The organism is Streptomyces sp. LaBMicrA B280 (genome assembly GCF_049222185.1).
GTDB lineage: Bacteria > Actinomycetota > Actinomycetes > Streptomycetales > Streptomycetaceae > Streptomyces > Streptomyces murinus.
On the sequence record NZ_JBMJCT010000064.1, the window covers coordinates 224,236 to 250,374 of the forward strand.

22 protein-coding genes are annotated in these 26,139 nt (G+C 72.5%); 11 read left to right on the forward strand and 11 right to left on the reverse strand.

Going from position 1 to position 26,139, the window contains the following annotated elements; all coding sequences use genetic code 11:
* Positions 1 to 4: 4 nt before the first annotated feature.
* Positions 5 to 508, reverse strand: coding sequence for a MarR family winged helix-turn-helix transcriptional regulator (locus tag ACLF5H_RS35450; protein WP_421680106.1), 504 nt, complete (start codon positions 506 to 508; stop codon positions 5 to 7).
* A 58-nt stretch (positions 509 to 566) separates the two neighbouring features.
* Between ACLF5H_RS35450 and ACLF5H_RS35455 the strand changes: the two genes are divergently transcribed.
* Complete coding sequence (locus tag ACLF5H_RS35455; protein ID WP_421680107.1) at positions 567 to 1,508, forward strand: amidohydrolase family protein; 942 nt, start codon at positions 567 to 569, stop codon at positions 1,506 to 1,508.
* Positions 1,509 to 1,564: 56 nt separating this feature from the next.
* Here the strand turns inward: ACLF5H_RS35455 and ACLF5H_RS35460 are convergent, their stop codons facing one another.
* Both ACLF5H_RS35460 and ACLF5H_RS35465 read right to left on the reverse strand, forming a co-directional pair.
* On the reverse strand, positions 1,565 to 2,680 hold the full coding sequence (locus ACLF5H_RS35460; protein ID WP_421680108.1) for an MASE1 domain-containing protein: 1,116 nt from the start codon (positions 2,678 to 2,680) through the stop codon (positions 1,565 to 1,567).
* Between the two features lie 483 nt (positions 2,681 to 3,163).
* Complete coding sequence (locus ACLF5H_RS35465; RefSeq protein ID WP_421680109.1) at positions 3,164 to 4,498, reverse strand: PP2C family protein-serine/threonine phosphatase; 1,335 nt, start codon at positions 4,496 to 4,498, stop codon at positions 3,164 to 3,166.
* A gap of 461 nt (positions 4,499 to 4,959) precedes the next feature.
* On the opposite strand from ACLF5H_RS35465, the gene ACLF5H_RS35470 reads away from it, so the two are divergent.
* Together ACLF5H_RS35470 and ACLF5H_RS35475 are read left to right on the forward strand one after the other, a co-directional pair.
* Entirely contained in the window at positions 4,960 to 5,532 is a 573-nt protein-coding gene (locus ACLF5H_RS35470) for a hypothetical protein (RefSeq protein ID WP_421680168.1), read from the forward strand.
* Entirely contained in the window at positions 5,463 to 6,152 is a 690-nt protein-coding gene (locus ACLF5H_RS35475; protein ID WP_421680110.1) for a GAF and ANTAR domain-containing protein, read from the forward strand. The genes ACLF5H_RS35470 and ACLF5H_RS35475 overlap by 70 nt, the downstream gene beginning before the upstream one ends.
* Here ACLF5H_RS35475 and ACLF5H_RS35480 read toward each other — a convergent pair.
* From ACLF5H_RS35480 to ACLF5H_RS35500, 5 genes are all read right to left on the reverse strand, one after another.
* A complete protein-coding gene (locus ACLF5H_RS35480) occupies positions 6,149 to 6,703 on the reverse strand; it encodes a hypothetical protein (RefSeq protein WP_421680111.1) in 555 nt (184 codons plus the stop codon). The genes ACLF5H_RS35475 and ACLF5H_RS35480 overlap by 4 nt on opposite strands.
* A complete protein-coding gene (gene meaB, locus ACLF5H_RS35485; RefSeq protein ID WP_421680112.1) occupies positions 6,700 to 7,698 on the reverse strand; it encodes a methylmalonyl Co-A mutase-associated GTPase MeaB in 999 nt (332 codons plus the stop codon). The genes ACLF5H_RS35480 and meaB overlap by 4 nt, the downstream gene beginning before the upstream one ends.
* An 8-nt stretch (positions 7,699 to 7,706) precedes the next feature.
* The gene (gene scpA, locus ACLF5H_RS35490) at positions 7,707 to 9,881 is read right to left on the reverse strand and encodes a methylmalonyl-CoA mutase (protein ID WP_421680113.1); all 2,175 of its coding nucleotides are present in this window, start codon (positions 9,879 to 9,881) and stop codon (positions 7,707 to 7,709) included.
* Positions 9,881 to 11,680 (reverse strand): methylmalonyl-CoA mutase family protein, encoded by a 1,800-nt coding sequence (locus tag ACLF5H_RS35495; protein WP_421680114.1) that lies wholly within the window; start codon positions 11,678 to 11,680, stop codon positions 9,881 to 9,883. Before ACLF5H_RS35495 ends, scpA begins: the two co-directional genes overlap by 1 nt.
* 164 nt (positions 11,681 to 11,844) lie before the next feature.
* Positions 11,845 to 13,554, reverse strand: coding sequence for a hypothetical protein (locus ACLF5H_RS35500; RefSeq protein WP_421680169.1), 1,710 nt, complete (start codon positions 13,552 to 13,554; stop codon positions 11,845 to 11,847).
* A gap of 258 nt (positions 13,555 to 13,812) precedes the next feature.
* On the opposite strand from ACLF5H_RS35500, the gene ACLF5H_RS35505 reads away from it, so the two are divergent.
* The 4 genes from ACLF5H_RS35505 (at position 13,813) to ACLF5H_RS35520 (ending at position 16,543) form a co-directional block, all read left to right on the forward strand.
* On the forward strand, positions 13,813 to 14,220 hold the full coding sequence (locus ACLF5H_RS35505; RefSeq protein ID WP_085566991.1) for a cell division protein SepF: 408 nt from the start codon (positions 13,813 to 13,815) through the stop codon (positions 14,218 to 14,220).
* A 115-nt stretch (positions 14,221 to 14,335) separates the two neighbouring features.
* Positions 14,336 to 15,544 (forward strand): ATP-binding protein, encoded by a 1,209-nt coding sequence (locus ACLF5H_RS35510; protein ID WP_421680115.1) that lies wholly within the window; start codon positions 14,336 to 14,338, stop codon positions 15,542 to 15,544.
* Positions 15,528 to 15,860: a nucleotide pyrophosphohydrolase gene (locus ACLF5H_RS35515; protein ID WP_421680116.1), complete on the forward strand. Its 333-nt coding sequence runs from the start codon at positions 15,528 to 15,530 to the stop codon at positions 15,858 to 15,860. Before ACLF5H_RS35510 ends, ACLF5H_RS35515 begins: the two co-directional genes overlap by 17 nt.
* 182 nt (positions 15,861 to 16,042) lie before the next feature.
* Positions 16,043 to 16,543, forward strand: coding sequence for a DUF6099 family protein (locus ACLF5H_RS35520; RefSeq protein ID WP_421680117.1), 501 nt, complete (start codon positions 16,043 to 16,045; stop codon positions 16,541 to 16,543).
* A gap of 90 nt (positions 16,544 to 16,633) precedes the next feature.
* Here the strand turns inward: ACLF5H_RS35520 and ACLF5H_RS35525 are convergent, their stop codons facing one another.
* Positions 16,634 to 17,557 carry an LLM class F420-dependent oxidoreductase gene (locus tag ACLF5H_RS35525; protein WP_421680118.1) on the reverse strand — a complete coding sequence of 308 codons (924 nt, stop codon included), beginning with the start codon at positions 17,555 to 17,557 and terminating at the stop codon, positions 16,634 to 16,636.
* A 102-nt stretch (positions 17,558 to 17,659) separates the two neighbouring features.
* On the opposite strand from ACLF5H_RS35525, the gene ACLF5H_RS35530 reads away from it, so the two are divergent.
* Both ACLF5H_RS35530 and ACLF5H_RS35535 read left to right on the forward strand, forming a co-directional pair.
* Positions 17,660 to 19,123, forward strand: coding sequence for a 3' terminal RNA ribose 2'-O-methyltransferase Hen1 (locus ACLF5H_RS35530; RefSeq protein ID WP_421680119.1), 1,464 nt, complete (start codon positions 17,660 to 17,662; stop codon positions 19,121 to 19,123).
* On the forward strand, positions 19,120 to 21,660 hold the full coding sequence (locus ACLF5H_RS35535) for a polynucleotide kinase-phosphatase (RefSeq protein WP_421680120.1): 2,541 nt from the start codon (positions 19,120 to 19,122) through the stop codon (positions 21,658 to 21,660). Before ACLF5H_RS35530 ends, ACLF5H_RS35535 begins: the two co-directional genes overlap by 4 nt.
* 21 nt (positions 21,661 to 21,681) lie before the next feature.
* Here the strand turns inward: ACLF5H_RS35535 and ACLF5H_RS35540 are convergent, their stop codons facing one another.
* Positions 21,682 to 22,572, reverse strand: coding sequence for a hypothetical protein (locus ACLF5H_RS35540; RefSeq protein WP_421680121.1), 891 nt, complete (start codon positions 22,570 to 22,572; stop codon positions 21,682 to 21,684).
* Positions 22,569 to 23,624: an SPFH domain-containing protein gene (locus tag ACLF5H_RS35545; protein ID WP_421680122.1), complete on the reverse strand. Its 1,056-nt coding sequence runs from the start codon at positions 23,622 to 23,624 to the stop codon at positions 22,569 to 22,571. The genes ACLF5H_RS35540 and ACLF5H_RS35545 overlap by 4 nt, the downstream gene beginning before the upstream one ends.
* 173 nt (positions 23,625 to 23,797) lie before the next feature.
* Here ACLF5H_RS35545 and ACLF5H_RS35550 point away from each other — a divergent pair, with 173 nt between their 5' ends.
* On the forward strand, positions 23,798 to 25,021 hold the full coding sequence (locus ACLF5H_RS35550; protein WP_421680123.1) for an arginine deiminase: 1,224 nt from the start codon (positions 23,798 to 23,800) through the stop codon (positions 25,019 to 25,021).
* Between the two features lie 87 nt (positions 25,022 to 25,108).
* Complete coding sequence (argF, locus tag ACLF5H_RS35555) at positions 25,109 to 26,119, forward strand: ornithine carbamoyltransferase (protein WP_421680124.1); 1,011 nt, start codon at positions 25,109 to 25,111, stop codon at positions 26,117 to 26,119.
* Positions 26,120 to 26,139 lie beyond the last annotated feature (20 nt).

The window sequence follows — 26,139 nt, forward strand, 5'->3', positions numbered from 1 at the left end:
GCGCTCAGCTCGTGCCCGGGTCGGCGACCAGATCCGTGAGCCGGTGCAGCAGCGTGACCAGCAGGGCGCGCTCGGCCGGGGTGAACGCCTCGTAGGCGCGGGCCTGACGCTCGCGCAGGTGGCCCCGGAGCACGGCGAGCCGCTCGGCGCCGTCCTCGGTCAGGCTGACCAGGACACGCCGTTCGTCCTCGGGGGAGCGGCGGCGTACGACGATCCCCTTCGTCTCCAGCTGCTGGAGCATCCGGGTCGCGGTCGGGACGCTGACGTCGGCGCCGCTCGCCAGCCGGCCCACCGGCAGGTCCGGCTCCGTGGCCAGCGGTTCGAGGAGGGCGACCTGGGGGAGGGAGAGGCCGCCGTAGTGCTCCGCGCTGGCCGTACGGGCCCGGCGCATCGCGAAGAAGAGGGCGTCGGCGGCCTGGGAGATCTCCTCCGCGCCGATGTCGACGGGCGCCGCCGACTGGTCCTGTGCCCGGTCGACGGCGCGAAGGTTGTTGCTTCTGTCACTCACGGGTGCTACTTTAGCAAAGCAATCGTTAGTAGGCTAAATGTTAGGAGAGCAAGAGACGATGGCTGCTTCTCGACGCATCGATGTGCACCAGCACCTCATCCCGGGGGCCTATCGGGAGGTGATGGAGCGGCATGGCGCCTCGGCCGCGGGCTGGCCCACGCCCGCGTGGGACGCGGAGAGCGCGATCGCGATGATGGACCGCCGCTCGATCGCCACCGGTGTCCTCTCGGTCAGCTCACCGGGCACTCATTTCGGCGACGACGCGGAGGCCCGCGCGGTGGCCCGGAGCGTCAATGAGTACGGCGCGGAGCTGGTCAAGGACCGCCCCGACCGCTTCGGACTCTTCGCGAGCCTTCCGCTGCCGGACGTGGACGGCGCGCTCGCCGAGGCCGCGTACGCGCTGGACGAACTGCGTGCCGACGGCGTGGTCCTGATGTCCAACGCCCATGGCCGCTACCTCGGCGACAAGGAGTTCGCCCCGCTCTGGGAAGAGCTGGACGCCCGCGGCGCCGTGGTGTTCATCCACCCCACCGGCTCGGCACTGCCCATGCTCGACGGCATGCCCGGCCCCGTGGTCGACTTCCCCTTCGACACCACCCGCACCGCCCTGCACATGACGCTCAACGGGGTGATGGGCCGGCACACCCGGATGAAGGTGATCCTCTCCCACGCGGGCGGCTTCCTGCCCTACGCGGCCTGGCGGTTCACCCTCGGCTCCCAGTTCAACCCCGGCACCACGCCCGAGAGCATCCTGGCCGACCTGCGGCGCTTCTACTTCGACACCGCCCTCTCCGCCAGCCCCTCCGCCCTGCCCTCCCTGCTCGCCTTCGCGGCTCCGGGCCATGTCCTCTACGGCAGCGACTCGCCCTTCGCCGCGGAGGAACACGGCAGGCTCTTCGACTCGATGCTCGACGGCTACGACGGTTACCAGCCGGGAGGGCTCGACGCGATCAACCGGGGCAGCGCGGAGGTCCTCTTCCCGAGACTCAGGACGGCCTGATCGCTCGCCCTCGGGCGAGGAAGCGGGGCGGTACGACCCCTGCCGCGCTTCCGGTCTCAGCCCGGGTCGGCCGGTCTGTGCGGGGGCGGTGCCGGTCGGTATGTCGAGCGGGAGTGATGGCGCTCCTCCCCGGTATCGGTACCGGTATCGGGAGCGGAGCCGGAGCCGGAGCCGAGACCTGGGCGGCGGCGGGGGCGGGAGTCGGCCGCGGGCGGTATCGGCTGGGTGCCGGTGATGGAGAGCCGGGACACCAGTTCGGCGAGATGACCACAGGCCCGCGCGATCTCCTTCTGGGACCTGTCCCGCTCGCTGACGGCCGCCGCGACGAGCAGCGCGGTCAGTGCGGAGGAGCCGTTGTAGGCCTGGAGGGTGACCATGTCGGTGAGCATGCCGTGCCGGGCGAACGGACCCGCGCCGTGGTTGGCGGCGATGATCGCGAAGGTCGAAACGGCCAGGGCGACGGGCGCGGCGCCGGCCAGCCGGAAGCGGAAGGCGGCCCAGATCAGCAGCGGGAAACCGAGGAAGAGCAAGGGGGTGGAGCTGGTGTCGATGAACCCGACACAGGCGGTGGCCGCGAGGAGCAGCAGCACCTCCGCCCAGCGGGACGGCGTCACCTGTCTGGGCAGACGCGCCCGGCACAGCACCAGCAGGACCGGCGTCACCACCAGGACACCCATCGCGTCGCCGGTCCACCAGACCCACCAGGTCGTCCAGAACCGGTCGGTGCTCAAGGCGTTGGTGAGCACCAGCGTCCCACTGCCCGCCGTCGCGCTGACCAGCATGCCGGTGAAGGCGCCGAGGAAGATCAGCGCGAGCGCGTCGTGCAGCCGGTCCAGTTCGAGACGGAACCCCGCACGCCTGAGGAGGGCGTATGAACACAGGGGAGCGAGGGTGTTGCCCACGACGATCAGGAACAGCGCGGCGTACGACGGCCCGAGCGAGAGATTGGCCAGCAGCGCGCCGAGCGTGATGCCGGGCCAGATCCGCGGACCGCGCAGCAGCAGGGCCGCCACGGCGATACCGGTCGGCGGCCACAAGGGGGTGACCTGGCTGCGCACCAGTTGCTGAAGCAGTCCCAGCTCCGCGGAGCCGTAGTACAGCGCCGCGACCGCGCAGATCTCCAGGGCGGCGACACCGCCGCGCCGGAGTTCTCCACGCCGCGCGACCGTCATCGGGCGACCTCCGCATCGAACCGCCCCGGCCACCATCATCCGCCGTATCCGGGGGATCCTCCAGGGCAGGGGGCGGCCGGGTCGGGGAGCTTCGGTGAGGCATCGGTCGGCCGGAGGCTGGGTCCGCGAGACGACCGAGGGCGGCCGAGGGGCAGCGGACTGGACCGCCTGTGCTCGGGGCGCAGGCAGCCGGACCGGGGCGGCCGGATCGGCGGCGGCTGGCTCGGGCGGAGGCGGGCGATCGGCGATCGGTCGGCTCGGCGGGCGGCTGGGCGAAGCCGATCGACGGATGGCACGGCAGCGGTCGGCCAGACTCGCGGGTGGCCGGGTGGCCGGGTGGCCGGGTGGCCGGGTGGCCGGGTGGCCGGGTGGCCGGGTGGCCGGGTGGCCGGGTGGCCGGGTGGCGTCGGTGGAGCGGCGGGGTTGTGGTGCCCGGGTCGGTGGTGGGTCGGGTCCCCTGGGCCGGGGTGGGTCGGTGCCGGGTCAGGCCGGTGGGGTGCGCAGGGCCAGGACCGCCATGTCGTCGTGGCCGTCGCTGGGATGGTGGTCGGCGAGGGCCCGGACGAAGTCGTCCAGAGGGAGGGAGGCGTACTCGGTGGCGAGTTCGATCAGTTCGGCGAGGCTCTGGTCAATCGGGTGGTCGGGGTGTTCGACCAGGCCGTCGGTGAAGAAGACCACGGTGGCGCCGGGCGGCACGGAGCAGGAGTGGTCCGGGCGGGGGAGCCCGGGGTCGACGCCCAGCGGCAGCCCGGGATCGGCGAACAGATACTCCGCCGGGCGGCCCGGCGCGAGCAGCAGATGCGGGACGTGGCCGGCGGTGCTCCAGGACAGCCGCCAGCCTCCCTCGGCCGGTTCGATACGGGCCAGCGTGGTGGTGGTGATGGGGTTCTCGGTGATGGCCTGAAGGGTGTGATCCAGTTGGGACAGGATGGTGCCGGGCGCGCTGCTCCGGTCGAACAGCAGGGCGCGCAGCATATTGCGGGTGGAGGCCATCGCGGCCGCGGCCGGCAGATCGTGGCCGACCACGTCCCCGATGACGACCGCCACCACATTGCCCGGCAGCGGGATGGCGTCGTACCAGTCACCGCCGAGCTGGCTGGGCTCGGCGGCGGGCCGGTAGACCGCGGCGGCGGTGAAGGGGTGCAGGTCGGGCAGGGTGGGCAGGAGCAGGCGCTGGAACTGCTCGGCGCCCTCGCGGACCCGTTCGAAGAGGCGGACGTTCTCGATGGCGATGCCGGCGGCGCCGGCCAGGGCGATGACCACGCTCTCGTCGTCGGCGTCGAAGGGCTGTCCGTCCTGGCGCTCGGAGAGATAGAGGTCGCCGTAGATCTCGCCGCGGACGCTGATGGCGACGCCGAGCAGGGTGCCCATGTACGGATGGTTGGGCGGGAAGCCCACGGAGGACGGATGGGCGGCGATGTCTTCGACCCGCAGCGGCTCGGGGTGGTGGATCAGCTGGCCGAGGACGCCCCGGCCGTGGGGGAAGTCGGTTCCCGCGAGGGCGGCCCGTTCCTCCTCGGTGAGGCCGGCGGTGATGAACTGCTCCAGCTCGTCGCCGGAGGGGGCGAGCACACCGAGGGCTCCGTAGCGGGCGCCCACCAGGTCCATGGCGGTGGTCACGATGCGGTAGAGGACCGAGGGCAGCTCGTTCTCGCGGGTGATGGCGACCACCGCGTCCAGCAGGCCCTGGAGCCGGTCCATGGCGTCCAGCAGGCTGCGCATCTGCTCGTCCATGCGGCCCAGCTCGGTCCGCAGGCGGACATGCAGATCGGAGTCATCCGGCTGCCCGGGCGACGCCCCGTTCTCGGGCCCGGCCATCAGGTGCTCCCCGCGGCTGGTCGTCCGGTCCTGGAGCGGTACATGGTGCCCTCTTGGAGTGACCCTGAGTCATCAGGGGCTGGGGCACGGCACGGTGAAACTGGCCTTTCGGTCATCTGTCAAAAAATAGGGCAGTGTGCGCCATCCCGCCGCTCGCCCGGGGCCCCGACACGCGGGCGGACCTCGAAACATGTGCTCGGTGGCCGCCCCGGCCCGGCGCCCCGGACTCTCGAACGCGACCGGACACGACCCAAGCGGAAGGGGTAACTCCCAGGTCAAACAGGTCAGTTGAGGCAGTCACGGAGCGTGTTGCGCTGTGCTGGCCTCTTGGATTCCGTCCATGACATCGGCCCCAGGGCACGCGAGACACGCGGGCCGTCAGAGCGTTCGAGGCGAAGCTCATGCGCAGAAGCAATCCGGGACGAAGGTTGCACAACACCGTGGTGATCGCGCCAGGCATCATGGGCAGCGAACTCAGGGAGGCCGGGACCGGCCGGAAGCTATGGGGGGTCGGAAAGCTTCTCACCTACACCGCGCGGGCCCACACCGAGCGGCTGCGGCAACTCGCGGTGACCGAGGACGAACGTGCCGGCCGCCGTCACCTGGACGCCGACCCCGGGGCGGGACCCGCCCGGCTGGTCTTCGTGGCCCACTCCATGGGCGGTCTGCTCACCCGCGAGGCCCTGCACCTGGACGGCACCCTGCGCGGCGACATCCGGGCGGTGATGACCGTCGGCACCCCCTGCCGAGTTACCGGGCCCATGAGGTGGACGGCGACATGCGTCCGGGCCGCTCCCGCCTCCCCACCCGGCGCGCCCCCTCCTCCCCCCACCCCCTCGCCACCCCCTCACCCAGCGCCCCTCTACCCCTCCTCCGTGCGCCGGTCGGCCGGGGGTGGGTGGGGATGCGATGGTGGAAACAGGGCAGGTGGTCGGTCTGGTGAAGGTGGGCAGGGAGGAGAACGATGGACTGGCGCACGTTCGCCGAACGGATGGCAGCACTGGCGCGGGATCTGCTGGCACAGGAGACGGTGACCGACACCCTGGAGCGGATCACCCGGTCCGCCACCGAGCTCGTGCCCGGCTGTGACGCGGCAGGCATCCTCCTCCTGCACGCCAAGGGCGTCCGCACCCTCGCGCCGACGGACCAGGTGGTGACCGACAGTGACCAGTTGCAGGAGCGTCTCCAGGAAGGCCCCTGCTACGACGTCGCCCGCCCGGAGAGCGATGAGCGGGTGTTCCGGATCGCCGACTTCCGCGAGGACCACCCGGGCTGGCCCCGCTACGTGGCCGAGGCCCGCAAGCTCGGCCTCGGCAGCATGATGGGCTTCCTGCTCTACACCGACGAGGAGGACCTCGGCGCGCTGAACATCTACTCCCGCAGCCCGGGCGCCTTCACCGAGGCCAGCGAGACGGCCGGCTGGCTGCTCGCCTCGCACGCCGCCGTCGCCTTCTCCAGCGCCCGCACCCACGCCCAGCTGGAGGAGGCCGTCGCCACCCGGCACATCATCGGCGAGGCCATGGGCATCCTCATGGGCAGCCACGAGCTCACCGAGGACCAGGCATTCGACGTACTGCGCCGCTACTCCCAGGACAAGAACGTCAAACTGAGGGAAGTGGCCCGGCGGATCTGCGAACGCGGCGGGCTCACCTAGGGCCCCGGGACGCCACCGGCGGCCGTCCCGCCGCAGGGGCCCGCCAGCTCACCGATCGGCGAGGCGTCGTGACAGCCGCCGCCCCGGCCGCCCCGGCACCACCACACCGGGGGCCCGGCCGTACCCGACTCGCCCGGGTACCAGTCCTCGGACGTCCCCGCGGGCCGCGGATGCATTCCGGTTCCGTGCTCCCGGCAGAGCGGCCAGACCCGCCACAGCAGCTCCACGACGGTCTCCTGCGCCGCCTCCGCGACCACGCGCAGGACCCCCGCCTCGCCCGGCTCCGGTGGGGCGCCCTCCTCCAGGTCGTCCGAGTGCACCGGATTGCCGTGCCAGCGGCCGTCCGCCATCGCCACGTACACCTGTTCCCCGTCGAACCCGTCCGGAGCCGGGGCGGCCATCAGTATCAGCGGCCCTTGACCCGGCAGGGTCGCCCGCACATCGCGGTTGACCACGGCGAGCGCGGCCTCAAGAGCCGGCCACCGACCGGGCTCGGCCCGCTCGGGCTCCGCGAAGGACCCGCCGTCTCCCGTCCACGCGCTCCCGCTCACGGCCGCCCCGCGCCGCCCCCCTCGAACGCCCCCAGGATCCGTTCCGCCGCCAGCGTCGCCGTCAACGTCCCCTCCCTGACCTGTCGTTCGAGGTCCGGCGCCGCCGCCCGTACCGCCGGGTCCGCGTGCAGCCGGCCGAGGAGTTCGTCACGGACCATCGCCCAGGTCCAGTCGACCTGCTGGTCCCGCCGCTTGGCGGTGAGCCGGCCCGTGGAGTCCAGCAGCGTACGGTGCTGCTCCAGCCGTTCCCACACCGTGTCGAGCCCCATGGACTCACGCGCGCTGCAGTGCAGCACCGGCGGCGTCCAGAACGCGTCCTTGCCGTGCATCAGCCGCAGCGCGCCCGCGAGTTCCCGTGCCGCCGCCCGCGCGTCGCGCTCGTGCGGACCGTCCGCCTTGTTGACGGCGATCACGTCCGCCAGCTCCAGGACGCCCTTCTTGATGCCCTGCAACTGGTCGCCGGTGCGGGCCAGGGTGAGCAGCAGGAACGTGTCGACCATGTCGGCGACCGCCGTCTCCGACTGCCCGACGCCGACGGTCTCCACGAGGACCACGTCGTAGCCCGCCGCCTCCATCACCACCATCGACTCCCGGGTGGCCTTCGTGACCCCGCCCAGCGTGCCCGCGCTGGGGGAGGGCCGTACGAAGGCCGCCGGATCGACCGACAGCCGTTCCATCCGCGTCTTGTCGCCGAGGATGGAACCGCCGGTGCGGGTCGAGGAGGGGTCGACGGCGAGCACCGCGACCCGGTGGCCCAGCGAGGTCAGCATGGTGCCGAACGCGTCGATGAACGTCGACTTGCCGACCCCCGGCACCCCGCTGATGCCGATCCGCCGGGCCCGGCCGCTGTGCGGCAGCAGCCGGGTCAGCAACTCCTGCGCCAGCACCCGGTGCTGCGGCCGGGTGGACTCGACGAGCGTGATGGCACGGGCCACCAGGGCCCGCTTCCCGTCGAGCACACCCTTCACATATGTGTCGAGATCGATCGGGGCCATCGCGGCGCCTACAGCTCGTGGCCGAGGTCGGCCGCCAGGCGCCGGACCAGGTCGTAGGCCGCGTCCGGGATCACCGTCCCGGGCGGGAACACGGCCGTGGCGCCCATCTCCAGCAGCGTGGGCACGTCCTGCGGCGGGATCACCCCGCCGACCACGACCATGATGTCCTCCCGGCCCTCCTCCGCCAGCTTCTCGCGCAGCGCCGGTACGAGGGTGAGGTGCCCCGCGGCCAGCGAGGACACGCCGACCACGTGGACGTCCGCCTCGACCGCCTGCCGGGCGACCTCGTCCGGCGTCTGGAACAGCGGGCCGACGTCGACGTCGAAGCCGAGGTCGGCGAACGCGGTCGCGATCACCTTCTGGCCGCGGTCATGGCCGTCCTGGCCCATCTTGGCGACCAGGATGCGCGGCCGCCGCCCCTCCGCCTCCTCGAAGGCGTCCACCAGGGCGCGGGTGCGGTCCACGGACGGCGACTCGCCTGCTTCGTTGCGGTACACACCGGAGATCGTACGGATCTGGCTCGCGTGCCGGCCGTACACCTTCTCCAGGGCGTCGGAGATCTCGCCGACGGTCGCCTTGGCACGGGCCGCCCGCACCGCCAGCTCCAGCAGGTTCTCGGTGCCCTCGGCGGCCCGGGTGAGCGCGTCCAGCGCGTCCCGGCAGACCTGCTCGTCCCGCTCCGCGCGCAGTCGGCGCAGCTTCTCGATCTGCTGGGCGCGCACCGAGGAGTTGTCGACCTTGAGGACGTCGATCTGCTCGTCGCTGTCGACGCGGTACTTGTTGACGCCGATCACCGGCTGGCGCCCGGAGTCGATGCGGGCCTGGACCCGGGCCGCCGCCTCCTCGACGCGCAGCTTGGGGATGCCGGCGTCGATGGCCTGCGCCATGCCGCCCGCCTGCTCCACCTCCTGGATGTGCGCCCAGGCCCGGCGGGCGAGGTCGTACGTCAGCCGCTCCACATAGGCGCTGCCGCCCCACGGGTCGATGGTCCGGGTGGTGCCCGACTCCTGCTGGAGGAGCAGCTGGGTGTTGCGGGCGATGCGCGCCGAGAAGTCGGTGGGCAGCGCGAGCGCCTCGTCCAGCGCGTTGGTGTGCAGCGACTGGGTGTGGCCCTGGGTCGCGGCCATCGCCTCCACACAGGTGCGCGTGACGTTGTTGAACACGTCCTGCGCGGTCAGCGACCAGCCCGAGGTCTGCGAATGGGTGCGCAGCGACAGGGACTTGGTGTTCTTCGGCTCGAACTGCGCGACCAGCTTGGACCACAGCAGCCGGGCCGCCCTGAGCTTGGCGACCTCCATGAAGAAGTTCATGCCGATCGCCCAGAAGAACGACAGGCGCGGCGCGAACGCGTCCACGTCCAGGCCGGCTTCGCGCCCCGCGCGGATGTACTCCACACCGTCGGCGAGGGTGTACGCCAGCTCCAGATCGGCCGTCGCACCCGCCTCCTGGATGTGATAGCCGGAGATGGAGATGGAGTTGTAGCGCGGCATCCGCTGCGAGGTGTACGCGAAGATGTCGGAGATGATCCGCATCGACGGCTTCGGCGGATAGATGTAGGTGTTGCGGACCATGAACTCCTTGAGGATGTCGTTCTGGATGGTCCCGGCCAACTTCTCGGGCGGTACGCCCTGTTCCTCCGCCGCCACGATGTACAGCGCGAGCACCGGCAGCACGGCGCCGTTCATCGTCATCGACACGGTCATCCGGTCGAGCGGGATGCCGTCGAACAGCTGCCGCATGTCGTAGATCGAGTCGATCGCGACGCCCGCCATGCCGACGTCGCCGGTCACCCGCGGGTGGTCGCTGTCGTAACCGCGGTGCGTGGGCAGGTCGAAGGCGACCGACAGGCCCTTCTGCCCGGCCGCTAGGTTGCGCCGGTAGAAGGCGTTGGACTCCTCGGCGGTGGAGAAGCCCGCGTACTGGCGGATCGTCCAGGGCTGGTTGACGTACATCGTCGGGTAGGGGCCGCGCAGATACGGCGCCATGCCCGGGTAGGTGCCCAGGAAGTCCAGGCCCTCCAGGTCGCGCCCGGTGTACAGCGGCTTGACCCCGATGCCCTCCGGGGTCTCCCACAGCGGCTCGGCGCCGCCGGTGGCCTGCTTGACGGCCGCCTGCCACTCCTCGGCGCTGCCGCCGGCCACCGGGGTCCCCAGCTCGATGCCGGAGAAGTCGGGGATTCCCATCAGGACACTCCCATACGGTCGAGAGTCGCGGTCAGCACATCGACGGCGTCGCAGCCCGCGAAGACATGGCGGTCGACACCGGCGTACTCGCCCCGGCCCGCCAGGAACACCTGCCGGGCGCCCGCGGCGCGCAGTGCAGCGGCGGTCTCCTCGGCCTGCTCCGCGTACATCGCGTCGCTGGAGCACAGCACGGCCTCGGTGGCGCCGCTGTCCTCGAAGGTTCCCTCGGTGACCGGCTCGATGCCGCCGGCCTGGAACAGATTGGCGGCGAAGGAGGCCCGCGCGGTGTACTCGGCGGCCGAGCCGAGCGTGGCCAGGAAGATCCGCGGCCGGGCGCCGGTCGCCGCGAGATGGGCGTCGGAGCGGGCCCGCAGCTCCTCGAACGCCTCGTCCCGGCGCACCCGGGGCAGCCCGCCGGACGGCGCCTTCGGCGCGGGCTCGCGCGCCACCGGCTTCTCGGCCAGCAGCGGGAACTCGCTGACCCCGGTGATGGGTTCGCGCCGCTTGGCGAGCTTCTTGGAGCGCTGTGCCCAGGTCGTCGCGAGGTCGGTGCGCAGCCGCCCGGAGCGCAGCACGGCCGCCTGGCCGCCGTCGCGCTCGATGGTCCGGAAGAACTCCCAGGCGGCCTCGGCCAGTTCGTCGGTCAGCCGCTCCACGTACCAGGAGCCGCCCGCCGGGTCGATGACCCGCGCGAGGTACGACTCCTCGATCAGGATCGTGGAGGTGTTGCGGGCGATGCGCCGGGCGAACGCGTCCGGCAGGCCGAGCGCGTGGTCGAACGGCAGCACCGTCACGGAGTCGGCGCCGCCCACCCCGGCCGCGAGCGTCGCGATCGTGGTGCGCAGCATGTTCACCCACGGGTCGCGGCGGGACATCATCACCGGTGAGGTCACCACGTGCTGCGTCTGGGCGCCGGGCGCCCCGCTGACCTCCGCGACCCGTGCCCACAGCCGGCGCGCCGCGCGCAGCTTGGCGATGGTCAGGAACTGGTCGGCGGTGGCCGCGTACCGGAACTCCAGCTGCCCGGCGGCCTGTTCGACGGTCAGGCCCGCCTCGGTCAGCGCGCGCAGATAGGCCACCCCGGTGGCGAGCGAGGCGCCCAGCTCCTGCGCCGCCGAGCCGCCGGCCTCGTGGTACGGCAGCGCGTCCACGGTCAGGGCGCGCAGCCCCGGGTAGCTCTCGGCGCAGCGCGCGGCCAGGGCGGCGTACGGCGCGAAGTCCTGCGCGGCGCCGGTGCGGGCCTCGTAGCCGAGCGGGTCGCCGCCGAGGTTGCCGCGTGCGGCCTTCGGCTCGACGCCCTTGTCCGCGTACAGGGCCAGCAGCGCCTCGGCCGCCTCGGCGGTGTCCCGCCCGGCGTCCAGCACGACGGGCGCGAGGTCCAGATAGACGCCCTCCAGGGCCCGGCCCAGGTCGGCGAGCGGGATGCCGCCCTCGCCCAGGGCCAGCCACAGCGAGGTGCCGCCGTTCTCCAGATCGGCGAGGACCGCGCCGTCGGCGAGCGTCGTGTGCCGCTGGCGTACACCCCAGCCGTCCGTGACCCCGCCCTCGGGGCGCGCGCCCCGTACGAACGGGGCGAAGCCGGGCAGACCGGGCTCGGGCGCGGTGTCGCGCGCCGTGTACAGGGGACGGGTGCGCAGCCCGTCCTCCAGCGTCATGGACAGAGCGTCCTCAGCTGCCGTGCCCGAGACTTCCTTGCCCGACTTGCGCAGCACACCCTCGACCAGGCGTTGCCACTGCTCGTGTGTCGCGTCAGGGAACTCGGCGGCCAGTGGGAGCCCGTCGTCAGGCAGGACCGTCATGGCTCGGATGCTAGGCCAGGGTGCTCAAAGGAGTGCAGAGCAAACGCTTGTGAGTTTTCTCCTCTTGCGGCTGTGACCCGCACCGCTCCCGTGGCCGGTCACCTGGCACGACGGTGCGGCCCGGCCCCGAGGACGGCCGGACCGCGGCGGGCGGGCGGGGGCGGTCAGCCCTTGACGCGCAGCTCGGACCGGCGTACGTCCCGGGTGGAGAGCGTCTGGGGGCCGCCGGTGAAGGCGCGCAGCCGCAGCCGGGTGCTCCGCTTCTTCGGGAGCGTGAAGCTACCGGAGGGCGCCCGGAGTTCGACCGTCGCCGTGCCGTGCGCGGGAATGGTGGCCGGACCGTGGGCGAGCGGCCAGTAGCGGGTCATGCCCTGCCCGGTGGTGAGCATGTAGTGCGGGGTGAGCGGGTCGTCGCCGGTGTTCGCCACCCGCAGGGTCACCCCGGAGACCGTGCCGGGCGCGAGCGGCCGTACCGCCGTGATGTCCATCCGCAGCGGCGGGCTCCCGGTGGCCGCGAGGACCGCGCTGAGCAGCGCGGGCGCGAGCAGTACCGGGACGGCCGCGAGCCGGACGGGCCGGCGCCGCGCCCCGGCGAGCCAGTGCGGCCGGGGCTGCCAGGCGCCCGCGAACTCCGGCAGCGGCGCGGTGACCGCCGCCGCCAGCCACAGCGGGGTCATCATCAGGTAATAACCGTCCTGCGAGCGTGTCGCCAGGAAGAACGCGCACCACGGCAGCACGGTCGCGGCCGGTCCGAGGCGCCGTACGAACAGCACGAACAGGGCCAGCAGGGCGGCGGCCAGCAGCATGCTCGCGTGGCCGTACCAGTCGAGCCGGTCGCTGCCGTGGGTGAAGTACAGCGAGATGCCGACGATGCCCTGTCCGTGCAGCACCGCGCCCTGGGTCAGCGGCAGCACGATGCCGCGCAGCCACGGTCCCGGCTCGGTCACGATCAGATACGCGTCGATCAGCAGGAAGGCCAGGACGGCAATCCCGGTGATCCGCAGCACCACGCGCGCGGCAGCCCGGCCGCCCAGTTCGCCGCGGCGCACCGCGTAGATCCCGGCGAGCAGGAACGGCGCGACGAACCAGGGGAGTTGCTGGGCGGCGCAGGCCGCGCCGAGACAGGCGGCACGGGCGACGCCGACCGCGCCGAGCCGGCCGCGCGCGCCGAGCCGGGGCCAGCGGACCACCACCGGGATCAGCAGCGCGAGGGCGACGATCGCCGGGTAGCCCTGGCGGGCGTAGTTGGGCAGCAGCCCGAAGCCGAGGAAGACCATCGTGGCCGCCGACCGCCACTGCGCCGGGACCAGCCGCCACAGCGCGATCGCGCCCGCGATCAGGGCGAGGGTGGCCACCGCCGTCGCCGGGGCACCGCCGTGGCCCAGCCACAGGAACGGGACGGTGAGCAGCGGCGCGAGCGGCGGATAGCCGTAGGTGTAGTCGTATCCGCCGGTCGTCGTCGCGGTCAGGGCGACGCCCCTGATGCGGAACAGCCAGGGCCAGGGGTGGTCGTAGAGGTGGTGCCCGTGGACGAGTTCCTTGGCGGCCTGGGTGGTCAGGAGCGCCTCGTCGCCGCCGCCGTGGTTCAGCGCCCACGCGCACAGGGCGAGCACGACCGCGGTCACCAGCACCACCAGGTCCAGGCGGGCCAGCGAGCGGGCCCGGCGGACGGTCAGCGCGAGGACCCCGGTCACCAGGATCGCCGCGTAGCACAGGGAGATGACCGCGGCGAGGACCAGGCGGTGCGTGGCCGCCTGGGTCCAGATGGAACGGGTACCGATGAAGAGGCTCACATCGGCGAGGAGTGTGAGGACGCGATGCCACTGCGCGGGCCCGTCGGGCGCCTGTGCGCGCGGTCCGGGTACGGCGGACACCGCCGACTGCGTCCGCCGGCCGGGCGTCACCTGCTGTGTTTCTGCCAAGTGCACGGGAGGGGACGCTAGCGGCGGTGCGTGACCGGCGCGCGACCAGCGGTGAAGAGTCCGGTATGAGGGCGGTAAGAAGCGGGCATATTCGCACATCTGCCCAGAGATGGGGCGGGGTTGGCGCCACCGGACCGATCGCTTCCGTGTCGTTGTGTGTCGTTGTTGGGCCGAACGGGTGACTTGGCGTAAGAATTGGCTGGTGCAGGCATGGAAAGCGAGTCAGGTCGGGGGGAGCCGGTGAGCCGTTATGACGTCACCGATGAACAGTGGGAAGGGCTCGCCCAGGTCGTGCCACTACGGGGCCGCGACGCGTGGCCCTCGGCGGTCAACCACCGCTCCCTACCGGACGACGAGACCGAGACCCGGCGCCGCTTCGTGGTCCTCCGCGTCAACGTCTTCGCCGACGCCCGGGACGTCGCCGAGACGGTGATGGCGGGCGCGCCCGTCCTCCTCGACCTCTCCGGCGCCGAGGGGGATGTCGCCAAGCGGGTGCTCGACTTCAGCACGGGCGTGGTCTTCGGCCTGGGCAGCGGGATGCACCGGGTGGACCGCAACGTCTTCCTGCTGACACCGCCGGGCACGGAGGTCAGCGGGCTGCTGGAGGGGGCGGGGTGAGCCATAGCTCCCCCGGGTGAGGCTCGGCCCCCGTTGTTGCCGTGAAGGCCCCCGATCGTGGGAACCTCCGCCGGGTAAACGGTTCACCCCCTCGGCGGAGCCCTACGTTCCGGGCATGGCCATGCCTTTCGCGTCCGCCGAGCCGCCGCTGGTCGAAGGCTTCGGCGGGACCGTCCCGCCGGAACCCCGCGAGCCCCTCGATGTGCGGCCCCGGATCACCGAGCTGCGGTTGTCGGCGTTCGCCGGGCACCGGGGCGCGGGATTTCCGCTGGGCGCGGTCACGCTGTTCGCGGGCCCCAGCGGGTCGGGCAAGACGACCGCGCTGGCGGCCTACGAGGCGCTGGCCCGGCTCGCCGCCGGCGCCCCGCTCATGGAGGCGTTCCCGGACCCGGTCGCGTGTGTGCCGGACCGGGCCAGGCCCGACGGCGAGGGCCGGCGCGGCTTCCGGATCGGCTGTACGGCCGACGGCGCCGAGGGCCCGGTGCGGCTCGACATCGCCGTACAGGCCGAACCGCAGCTGCGGATCGTCGGCGAGCGGCTGAGCGCGGGCGAGGTCGTCCTGCTCCAGACCGCGTTACGGGACCCGGGGCGCCGCGCCGTGCAGGCCGCCTGGCACACCGCGGGCACCGCGCCGGTGACCCGCGCGCCCCTGCCCGACGACCGGCTCGGCACCGCCCTGCTCCCGCTGCGCGTGGCCGGCAAGACCGACGGGCAGCGCAGGGTGCTGGCCGCGGCCGAGCAGATGGTCGTCGCCCTGCGCTCGGTCTTCGTCTGCGATCCCCGCCCCGACTGCATGCGCACCCCCGTGCCCACCGGCTCCGGCCGCCTGATGCCCGGCTGCGACAACCTCGCCGACGTGCTGTGGCGCACCCGCGCCGAGTGCGCCCGCAGGCACGGCCGGCTGGTCGAGGCGCTGCGCGCGGGCTGCGCGGGACCGGTGTACGACCTGATCGCCGAGCCCCTCTTCGACGGCACGGTGCGCGCCCTCCTCGACCGCGGCGACGGCCATCGCACGGAACTGGCCCGCCTCGGCGAGGGCGAACTGCGCTACCTCGCGCACACCTTGGTGCTGCTGACCGGCCCCGGTGTGCTGGCCATGGACCCGCCGGGCGAGGTCCCCGACGCCCTGCGCTCCCTCACCGTCCTCGCCGACGGCTTCGACCGCCCCCTCGACCCGGTCCAGCGCCGGTCGCTGCTGCGGCTCGCGGCCGGGACGGGCGAGTCCGGGCACATCCGGCTCGCCGCCGCGGTGAACGACGCCTCCTGGTGCGTGGGGGCCGAGGGCGTCACAGTGGTACACCTGAACCGTGACGGAACACCCTGACCTCCCCCGACTCCGGCGCAGGCTCGCCGAGTTCGCCGCCGCCCGGAACTGGGGGCAGTACCACACCCCCAAGAACCTCGCCTCCGCGCTGAGCGTGGAGAGCTCCGAACTGGTCGAGATCTTCCAGTGGTTGACCCCCGAGGAGTCGGCCCGGGTGATGTCCGACCCGGCCACCGCGCACCGCGTGCGCGACGAGGTCGCCGACGTCCTCGCCTATCTCCTCCAGTTCTGCGAGGTCCTGGACATCGACCCGCTGACCGCCCTGTCCGAGAAGATCGACCGCAACGAACACCGCTTTCCGGCGCCCGAGGACTGACAACAGGCGGACTCCCCGGTTCCGTTATCACTCTTCGCAGTCAATTCACCTGCCGAATCCGAATTGTTGTCCACAGATTTCGGGCGTCCTCTGGCTTTTCGCACCAACGACCCTCACTCTGGGTAGTGGACAGGAGAGCCAGTGAACGTACGAGCGAGTGCGTGGAGGGACGGGGGCGACGGATGGACGCGGTACGACTCATCCTCACCGGCAGGCGAGCCCTGGCGAGCGGCGCGGACACGCGCGAGTTGATGGCGGAGGTGTGGCAGGCACAGGCCCTCGCCCAGGCGATCGGCAGCAGGCTCGCGGTCTCCGGACCGCCGGAGCTGCGCGGCGAGGCGCTCGGGCTGACAGAGCTGGCGGGCCGGGGCTGCGGCGCCCTCGATCCGCCCGAACTGGACCTCGGCGATCTGCGCGCCGCCCAGCTCACCCGGCTGGACGACGCCCGCGAGACCCTGCTCTGCCTCGGCGGGCTGCTCGGCGAGGTCGGCATGGCCCTGGTCGGCCTGGCCAGCGCCGCGGCGGACGAGACGACGTACTGGCAGTGCATGGAGGCCATCGACGCGGCCGACGAGTCCCGCGACCGGGTCCGCGAGATGCTGCGCAAGCTGGCCGCGCGGGAGGAGGTGTTATCGGCGGACGACAACCGCAGAAGCCCCTTCGGGGGCGCGCCCTGCGCGTAGCCGCCGCGCAGGGATCGGTACGACGGTTCGCGCCGGGAGCCCCGCGGCGGCGCGCGGCACCGCCCGCGGGAGACGGTGCCGGCCGCTTCGTCAGGCGACGTGCGGCATGACCTCGGACGCGATCAGCTCCAGGTGGTCCAGATCGGCCAGGTCCAGCATCTGCAGATAGACCCGCCCCGCACCCACCGCGGCATAGCGCCCCAGCTTCTCCACGACCTCCGCGGGAGAGCCCGCGAGGCCGTTGGCCTTCAGCTCGTCCACCTCGCGGCCGATGGCCGCCGCCCGCCGCGCGACCTCGGCGTCGTTCTTGCCGACACAGGCCACCAGCGCGTTGGAGTACACCAGGTCGTCCCCCTTGCGCCCGCGCTCCTCGGCCGCCGCCCGCACCCGCCCGAACTGACGCTCGCTGTCCTCGACGGAGGCGAAGGGGATGTTGAACTCGGTGGCGTACTTCGCGGCCAGCGCCGGCGTCCGCTTGGCACCGTGACCGCCGATGAGCACCGGCACCCGGCTCTGCGCCGGCTTCGGCAGCGCGGGGGAGTCCTGCAACTGGTAGTACGCACCGTCGTAGCCGAACCGCTCGCCGACCGGCGTCTCCCACAGCCCCGTGACGATCGCCAGCTGCTCCTCCAGCCGCCCGAACTTCTCCTTCGGGAACGGAATGCCGTACGCCTTGTGCTCGTCCTCGTACCACCCCGAGCCCAGGCCCAGCTCCACCCGGCCGCCGGACATCTGGTCGACCTGCGCCACCTGGATGGCCAGCACACCGGGGAGGCGGAAGGTGCCGGCCGTCATCAGGGTGCCGAGCCGGATGCGGCTGGTCTCCCGGGCGATACCGGCGAGGGTGATCCAGGCGTCGGTGGGGCCGGGCAGGCCGTCCACATTGCCCATGTGGAGAAAATGGTCAGAGCGGAAAAATGCGTCGTACCCGAGCTCCTCGGCGGTCTTGGCGACACGCAGGAGCGTGTCGTAGGTCGCGCCCTGCTGGGGTTCGGTGAAGACTCGAAGATCCATACGCCCATCATGCATGCCGTTGCGCACGCAACCATGCGCAAGCCGCCCGGAGGCGTGAAAACCGGTGGTCGGCGGGGTGCTCGGGTCGTCAGACTCGGACACGTGTTCCTGACGATCTCTCTCAGCGGCGACGCCGCCCACCCGGCCACCGACCTCGGGTATCTGTTGCACAAGCACCCGGGCAAGGCACAGCGCTTCTCCACGTCCTACGGCACCGCGCACGTCTTCTACCCAGAGGCGGACGACGCGCGTTGCACGGCCGCGCTGCTGCTGGAGACCGATCCCGCGGCGCTGGTGCGGCGCGGCAGGGGCAAGGGCCGCGGCGGCGCCCCCGACGCGGCGCTCGCGCAGTACGTCAACGACCGCCCCTACGCCGCCTCCTCGCTCCTCGCCGTCGCGCTGAGCGGAGTCTTCTCCAGCGCCATGCGCGGGGTGTGCGCCGCCCGCCCCGAGCGGGCCGCGGCGCCGCTGCCGCTGCGCATCGAGGTCCCGGCCCTGCCCGCCCGCGGCGGCGCCGCGCTCGTGCGCGCGCTGTTCGAGCCGCTGGGCTGGCGGGTGGACGCCGAACCGGTGCCGCTGGACACGGAGTTCCCGCAGTGGGGCGACTCGCGGTACGTCCGTCTCGTGCTCGCGTCCGAGACGCTGACCCTCGCCGAGGCGCTGCGTCACCTGTACGTCCTGCTGCCGGTCCTCGACGACGCCAAGCACTACTGGGTCTCCGCCGACGAGGTCGACAAGCTGCTGCGGGCCGGCGAGGGCTGGCTGCCCGGCCACCCGGAGCAGCAGCTGATCACCAGCCGCTATCTCTCCCGCCGCTGGTCGCTGACCCGGCAGGCGCGCGAGGCGCTGGAGCTGGTGCGGCTCGCCGAGGCCGACGACAGCGAGGTCGAGGCCATCGACAACGCGGTCGGCGAGGAGACCGAGGCGGAGGAGAAGCCGACCCCGCTCGCGGTGCGCCGCCGGGAGGCGATCGTCGGCGCGCTGCGCGCCTGCGGTGCCGCCCGGGTGCTCGACCTCGGGTGCGGGCAGGGCCAGTTGGTGCAGGAACTCCTCAAGGACGCCCGGTTCACCGAGATCGTCGGGGTCGATGTCTCGGTGCGGGCGCTCACCATCGCCGCCCGTCGGCTGCGGCTCGACCGCATGGGCGAACGGCAGGCGTCCCGCGTCCAGTTGACGCAGGGCTCGCTCACCTACACCGACAAGCGGCTCAAGGGCTACGACGCCGCCGTGCTCAGCGAGGTCGTCGAACACCTCGACCCGCCCCGGCTGCCCGCCCTGGAATACGCCGTGTTCGGGCACGCCCGCCCCCGGACGGTCATCGTGACCACCCCGAACGTGGAGTACAACGTCCGCTGGGAGACCCTGCCCGCGGGACACGTCCGGCACGGCGACCACCGCTTCGAGTGGACCCGCGCCGAGTTCCGCGCCTGGGCCTTCGAAGTGGCCGAACGGCACGCGTACGACGTCGAGTTCGCGCCCGTCGGCCCCGACGACCCCGAGGTCGGCCCGCCCACCCAGCTGGCCCTGTTCACCATCCGCGCCGAGAAGGAGGCGAAGGCGGCATGACCGAGACACGCAAGGGACGGGCCCTGCCCGTCACCGACCTCTCCCTCGTGGTCCTCGTCGGCGCCTCCGGCTCCGGCAAGTCCACCTTCGCCCGGCGGCACTTCAAGCCGACCGAGGTGATCTCCTCCGACTTCTGCCGGGGACTGGTCTGCGACGACGAGAACGACCAGGGCGCCACCCGTGACGCCTTCGACGTCCTGCGCTACATCGCGGGCAAGCGGCTCGCCGCCGGGCGCCGCACCGTCGTGGACGCCACCAGCGTGCAGCAGGACAGCCGCCGCCAGCTGATCGAACTGGCCAAGAAGCACGACGTGCTGCCCATCGCCATCGTCCTGGACGTCCCGGAGGAGGTGTGCGCCGAGCGCAACGCGGCCCGCGCCGACCGCGCCGACATGCCGCGCCGGGTCATCCAGCGGCACATCCGCGAACTGCGCCGCTCCCTGCGGCACCTGGAGCGCGAGGGCTTCCGCAAGGTGCATGTGCTGCGCGGGGTCGAGGAGGCCGAGAGCGCCACCGTCGTCACCGAGAAGCGGTTCAACGACCTCACCCACCTCACCGGCCCCTTCGACATCATCGGCGACATCCACGGCTGCTCCGCCGAACTGGAGTCGCTGCTCGCGAAGTTGGGCTACGCGGACGGCGTCCACCCCGAGGGCCGTACGGCCGTCTTCGTCGGCGACCTGGTCGACCGCGGCCCGGACTCCCCGGGGGTGCTGCGCCGCGTGATGGCGATGGTCGAGTCGGGCCACGCCCTGTGCGTGCCGGGCAACCACGAGAACAAGTACGGCCGTCACCTCAAGGGCCGCAAGGTCCAGCACACCCACGGCCTCGCCGAGACCATCGCCCAGATGGAGGGCGAGAGCGAGGAGTTCCGGGCGCGGGTACGGACGTTCCTCGACGGGCTGGTCAGTCACTACGTCCTGGACGGCGGGGGGCTCGTCGTCTGCCACGCCGGGCTGCCCGAGAAGTACCACGGCCGCACCTCCGGCCGGGTCCGCTCGCACGCCCTGTACGGCGACACCACCGGCGAGACCGACGAGTTCGGCCTGCCGGTGCGCTACCCGTGGGCGGAGGACTACCGGGGCCGGGCGGCGGTCGTTTACGGCCACACCCCGGTGCCGGACGCCACCTGGCTCAACAACACCATCTGCCTGGACACCGGCGCCGTCTTCGGCGGCAAGCTGACCGCGCTGCGCTGGCCGGAGCGGGAACTGGTCGACGTGCCGGCCGAGCGGGTCTGGTACGAGCCGACGCGCCCGCTGCGCGGCGAGGCGCCCGGCGGGGCGGACGGACGGCCGCTGGACCTCGCCGATGTGCGGGGCCGCCGGGCGGTCGAGACCCGGCACGCGGGCATGGTCGCGGTCCGCGAGGAGAACGCGGCGGCGGCCCTGGAGGTCATGAGCCGCTTCGCGATCGACCCGCGCCTGCTGCCGTATCTCCCGCCGACCATGGCGCCGACGGCGACCTCCGGGGTGGAGGGCTATCTGGAGCACCCGCGGGAGGCGTTCGCGCAGTACGCGGCGGACGGGGTCGCGCGGGTGGTGTGCGAGGAGAAGCACATGGGCTCGCGGGCCGTGGTCCTGGTCTGCCGGGACGCGGCGGCGGCGACGAAGCGGTTCGGCGTGGACGGGCCCACGGGCGCGCTGTACACCCGTACCGGACGCCCCTTCTTCGACGACGGGGCGATGACCGAGGAAATCCTCACCCGCCTGCGCACGGCCGTGTCGGACGCCGGTCTCTGGGCCGAACTGGACACGGACTGGCTGCTGTTGGACGCCGAGCTGATGCCGTGGTCGCTGAAGGCCGCGGGTCTGCTGCGCAGCCAGTACGCGGCCGTCGGCGCGGCGGCCGGGGCGGTGTTCCCGGGTGCGCTGGCCGCGCTGGAGGCGGCGGCGTCCCGGGGCGTGGAGGTGGGCGAGCTGCTCGACCGGCAGCGCGAACGCGCCTTCGACGCGGCCGCGTTCACCACCGCGTACCGGCGCTACTGCTGGCCCACCGACGGCCTGACCGGCGTCCGTCTGGCGCCCTTCCAGATCCTCGCCACCGAGGGCCGCACCCTCGCCACGCTCCCGCACGACGAGCAACTGGCCCTGCTGGACCGCCTGGTGGAACACGACGGCACCGGCCTGCTGTCGACCACCCGCCGCCTCTACGTCGACACGGGCGACGCGGAGTCGGTCGCCGCGGGCGTCGACTGGTGGCTGGAGATGACCGGCCGCGGCGGCGAGGGCATGGTCGTCAAGCCCCTGACCGCCCTGGCCCACCGTCCGGACGGCCGCCTGGTCCAGCCCGGCGTCAAGTGCCGGGGCCGCGAGTACCTCCGGATCATCTACGGCCCGGAGTACACCCGCCCCGACAACCTCGCCCTCCTGCGCCGCCGCTTCCTCAACCACAAGCGCTCCCTCGCCCTGCGCGAGTACGCCCTCGGCCTGGAAGCACTGGACCGCCTGGCCGCGGGCGAGCCCCTGTGGCGGATCCACGAGGCGGTCTTCGGCGTCCTGGCCCTGGAATCCGAACCGGTGGACCCCCGGCTGTAACGCGGCCCGCGCCTGGTGGCCTCACCCCACCAGGCGCAGCCTCTCCCCCCACACCCCGACCCGCACCCGCTGCCCCCACGTCAGCTGGAGGGCGTCCGACTCGATGCCGTCGCCGAAGGCGATGAGGTGGTCGGACTCCACGGTGAGGGTCAGCGCGGCGGGCGCGTCCAGTCGGCCGGAGACCAGGGTCGTGCCGGTGGCCGGGGACGGCCAGGCCTCGCGGACGTACCAGAGGAGGCCGGGCTCGGTGGGGGAGGGGAGGGGGAGCCGGCCGCCCCGTTCCTGCCAGAGGGAGCGGAGCCAGCCCGTGGCACCCGTGCCCGTGCCCACCAGGACCCCGGAGGACGCCTGGGCCTCGACGACACCCCTGTCGCCGTCGAGACCCAGGCGGTAGCGGGCGGTCTGGTGGCCCGGGGCGCCGAGGTAGATCTCGTTGAGCGCGACCAGCCGCTGCGTGTCGTCGGCCACCGCCGCCACCATCGTCAGCTCCTCGCACCCGCCGCCCGGCGCCGCGAGCAGCTTCGCCGCGTCCCGCGGGCGGTGCCGCACCAGCACCCCCGGGTTGCGTCCCGGGTCGGTGTCGATGCCGATCACCGGCTGCCCGGTCAGATACTTGGCCACGTTGGCGACCAGCCCGTCCTGGCCGACCACCACGACGACGTCCTCGGGCGCGAACAGGAACCGTTCCAGGTCGGCGCGTTCCACCCGGGCCTGCCGCCAGGCCGGCGGGACGGCCGCCGCCACCTCCGCCAGCGCCCGCCGCGTCCCCTGGTGCCGGGCCGCGATCTCCTCGATGTCCCGGCCCCGGGAGGCGAGCACGAACGCGGCCTGGCCGCGGGTGCCGTAGCGGGCCACCAACTCCTCGTACTCCGTGGTGCGATGGACCAGTACGGCCCGCGGCGCGAGGCTCACGCCCCGGCCCCGCCGGCGCCCGAACCCGCCCCACCGAGCTTCGCCAGCAGCCCCGTCAGCACATCAGGCGAGATCGTCACGCTCTCGATGTCCGGCAGGTTCTCCGCCACCCGCATCGCCGCCAGCGCGTGCAGCGTTGCCACGTCCGCCTCGGCGTGCACCCGCAGCCAGGCCGCCCGCGCCCCCGCCCGCGCCTCGCCCACCTCGCGCTCCTGCTCCGCCGCCGCGCGCGCCAGCCGTACCACCTTGTCCGCCTCCGCCTGAGCGAGCCGTACCGTGCGCGCCGCCTCGGCGTCCGCCCGTACCGCGTCCGCGGCCGCCTGCTCCTCCGCCTCGCGTCGTGCGTTGGTGCCGCGCTGCTCCACCAACCGCTCCTCGCGCCGGGCGAGTTCGATGCGGCTGGCCAGCTCGTTCTCGGCGATGGCGCGCTCCCGCTCGACGGCCACCGCCCGCCGCTCGTACGTCGCCCGGTCGGCCTCCTGCTGGATCTGCTCCCGTGCGGGGGTGCGCAGCGCCCGTTCGACCTCGGGCTCCGGGCGCAGCGCCACCACGCGCACCGCGACCACCTCGATCCCGGTGTCCGGCAGCCGGGGCTGCGCGGCGAGTCCGGCCGCGAGCCGCTCGCGCACCGTGCTCACCCCGTCGGTCAGCGCGGCCGACAGCGGAGTGCGGGCCAGCACGTCCAGGGCGTGCTCCTGCGCCGTCTCCGTGAGCAGGGTGGCCAGTTGCTCCAGCGGCGTGCCCCGCCAAACCCCCGTGTCCGGGTCGATCGAGAAGTCGAGCCGGGCGGCGGCGAGCGCCGGGTCGCCGATGCGGTAGGTGACCGTCGCCTGCACCGTCACGTCCTGGAAGTCGGCCGTACGGGCGTGGAAGGTCATCGTCAACTCGCGGTCGTCCACCGGTATTTCGGACAGCGTCGCGGTCAACGAGCGGAACCAGAAGCTGAGTCCGGGGCCGTCGTGCACCAACTTCCCGGAGCGGTGGTGGCGGATGTGCGCCGTCGGTGTGCCCCGCAGATGGCGCCGGCCGAGGCGCCGGGTGATGTCGGCCATGAGGCCCCCCTTCACTTCTTTTCGTCGTCAAGACGATAAGCGGGACACCCGATTGTCGTCAAGTGGACGAAAAGCGTCCCCCGGGTCGGTTGATCGAACTGAAGTCGCAACAAGAGCGTGCGGAAATGGCCGACAGGCGGGTGAATCCGGTCCCCGGTGGTCAGGATGGTCACATGGGATTCCATGTCGACTCCGAGGCCGGGCGGCTGCGCCGCGTCATCCTCCACCGGCCCGATCTCGAGCTCAAAAGGCTCACCCCCAGCAACAAGGACGCCCTCCTCTTCGACGACGTCCTGTGGGTACGCCGGGCCCGCGCCGAACACGACGGATTCGCCGACGTGCTGCGCGACCGGGGCGTCGCCGTCCACCTCTTCGGCGATCTGCTGGTCGAGGCCCTTGAGCTGCCCGAGGCCCGCGCCCTGGTCCTGGACCGCGTCTTCGACGAGCGGGAGTACGGCCCCCTCGCCACCTCCCATCTGCGCGCCGCGTTCGAGAACCTGCCCGCCCGCGAACTGGCCGAGGCCCTCGTCGGCGGCATGACCAAACGGGAGTTCCTGGCGGCGCACGCGGAGCCGACCTCTGTCCGTTTCCATGTGATGGACCTGGACGGCTTCCTGCTCGCCCCGCTGCCCAACCACCTCTTCACCCGCGACACCTCCGCCTGGATCTACGACGGGGTCTCCATCAACGCCATGCGGCTGCCCGCCCGGCAGCGCGAGACCGTCCACTTCGAGGCGATCTACCGGCACCATCCGCTCTTCCGCGACGAGCCGTTCCACATCTGGTCCCAGGGACAGGCCGACTACCCCTCCACCATCGAGGGCGGCGACGTCCTGGTGATCGGCGGCGGCGCGGTCCTCGTCGGCATGAGCGAGCGCACCACCCCGCAGGCCGTGGAGATGCTCGCGCACAAACTGTTCGCGGCCGGCTCCGCCCGGACGATCGTCGCGCTCGACATGCCCAAGCGGCGCGCCTTCATGCACCTCGACACGGTGATGACGATGGTCGACGTCGACACCTTCACCCAGTACGCAGGGCTCGGCATGCTGCGCTCGTACACCATCGAACCGGGCGTGAGCGAGAAGGAGCTGAAGGTCACCGACCACCCGCCGGAGCACATGCACCGCGCGATCGCCGCCGCTCTCGGGCTCGGCGAGATCCGGGTGCTGACCGCCACCCAGGACGTGCACGCGGCCGAGCGCGAGCAGTGGGACGACGGCTGCAATGTGCTCGCCGTCGAACCCGGTGTCGTCGTCGCCTATGAACGCAACTCCACCACCAACACCCATCTGCGCAAGCAGGGCATCGAGGTCGTGGAGATCCCGGGCAGCGAGCTGGGGCGCGGCCGGGGCGGACCCCGCTGCATGAGCTGTCCGGTGGAGCGGGATCCTGTGTGAGAAGCCGCACCTCATAGGGCTGCATAAATTTACTGAGTGGCGTATAGAATTTCGGAGTATCTATAGTCGTACCCCTGGAGCGCCCCCATGGCGACAGTCCCGACCGCCCTCGCCGGCCGCCACTTCCTCAAGGAGCTGGACTTCACGGAGGAGGAGTTCCGCGGCCTGATCGAGCTGGCCGCGGAGCTGAAGGCCGCCAAGCGGGCCGGGGCCGAGGTCCAGCACCTCCAGGGTCGTAATATCGCACTGATCTTCGAGAAGACCTCGACGCGCACCCGCTGCGCGTTCGAGGTCGCGGCCGCCGACCAGGGTGCCCGCACGACGTACCTCGACCCGTCCGGCTCGCAGATCGGGCACAAGGAGTCGGTGGGGGACACCGCCCGGGTGCTCGGCCGGATGTTCGACGGCATCGAGTACCGCGGCGACAGCCAGGCCAAGGTCGAGGAGCTGGCCGCGCGGGCCGGGGTGCCCGTCTACAACGGGCTCACCGACGACTGGCACCCCACCCAGATGCTGGCCGACGTGCTCACCATGACCGAGCACTGCGCGAAGCCGCTGACCGGGATCGCCTTCGCCTACCTCGGCGACGCCCGCTTCAACATGGGCAACTCCTACCTCGTCACCGGCGCCCTGCTCGGCATGGACGTACGGATCGTCGCCCCCGAGCGGTACTGGCCCGCCCCCGGGATCGTGGCCCGCGCCCGCGAGCTGGCGAGGACCAGCGGCGCGGTGCTCACCCTGACCGAGGACGTCGCCGAGGGTGTCCGCGGCGCCGACTTCGTCGCCACCGACGTCTGGGTCTCCATGGGCGAGCCCAAGGAGGTCTGGGGCGAGCGGATCAAGGCGCTCGCGCCGTACGCCGTGACCATGGACGTGCTGCGCGCCACCGGCAACCCGGACGTCAGGTTCCTGCACTGCCTGCCCGCCTTCCACGACCTCGGCACCAAGGTCGGCCAGGAGATCCACGAGGCGTACGGCCTGACCTCCCTGGAGGTCACCGACGAGGTGTTCGAATCGGCGTACTCCGTCGTCTTCGACGAGGCCGAGAACCGGCTGCACACCATCAAGGCCGTGCTGGTCGCCACACTCGGCCGCTGAGCCTGGTTCCCGTCCCGGAC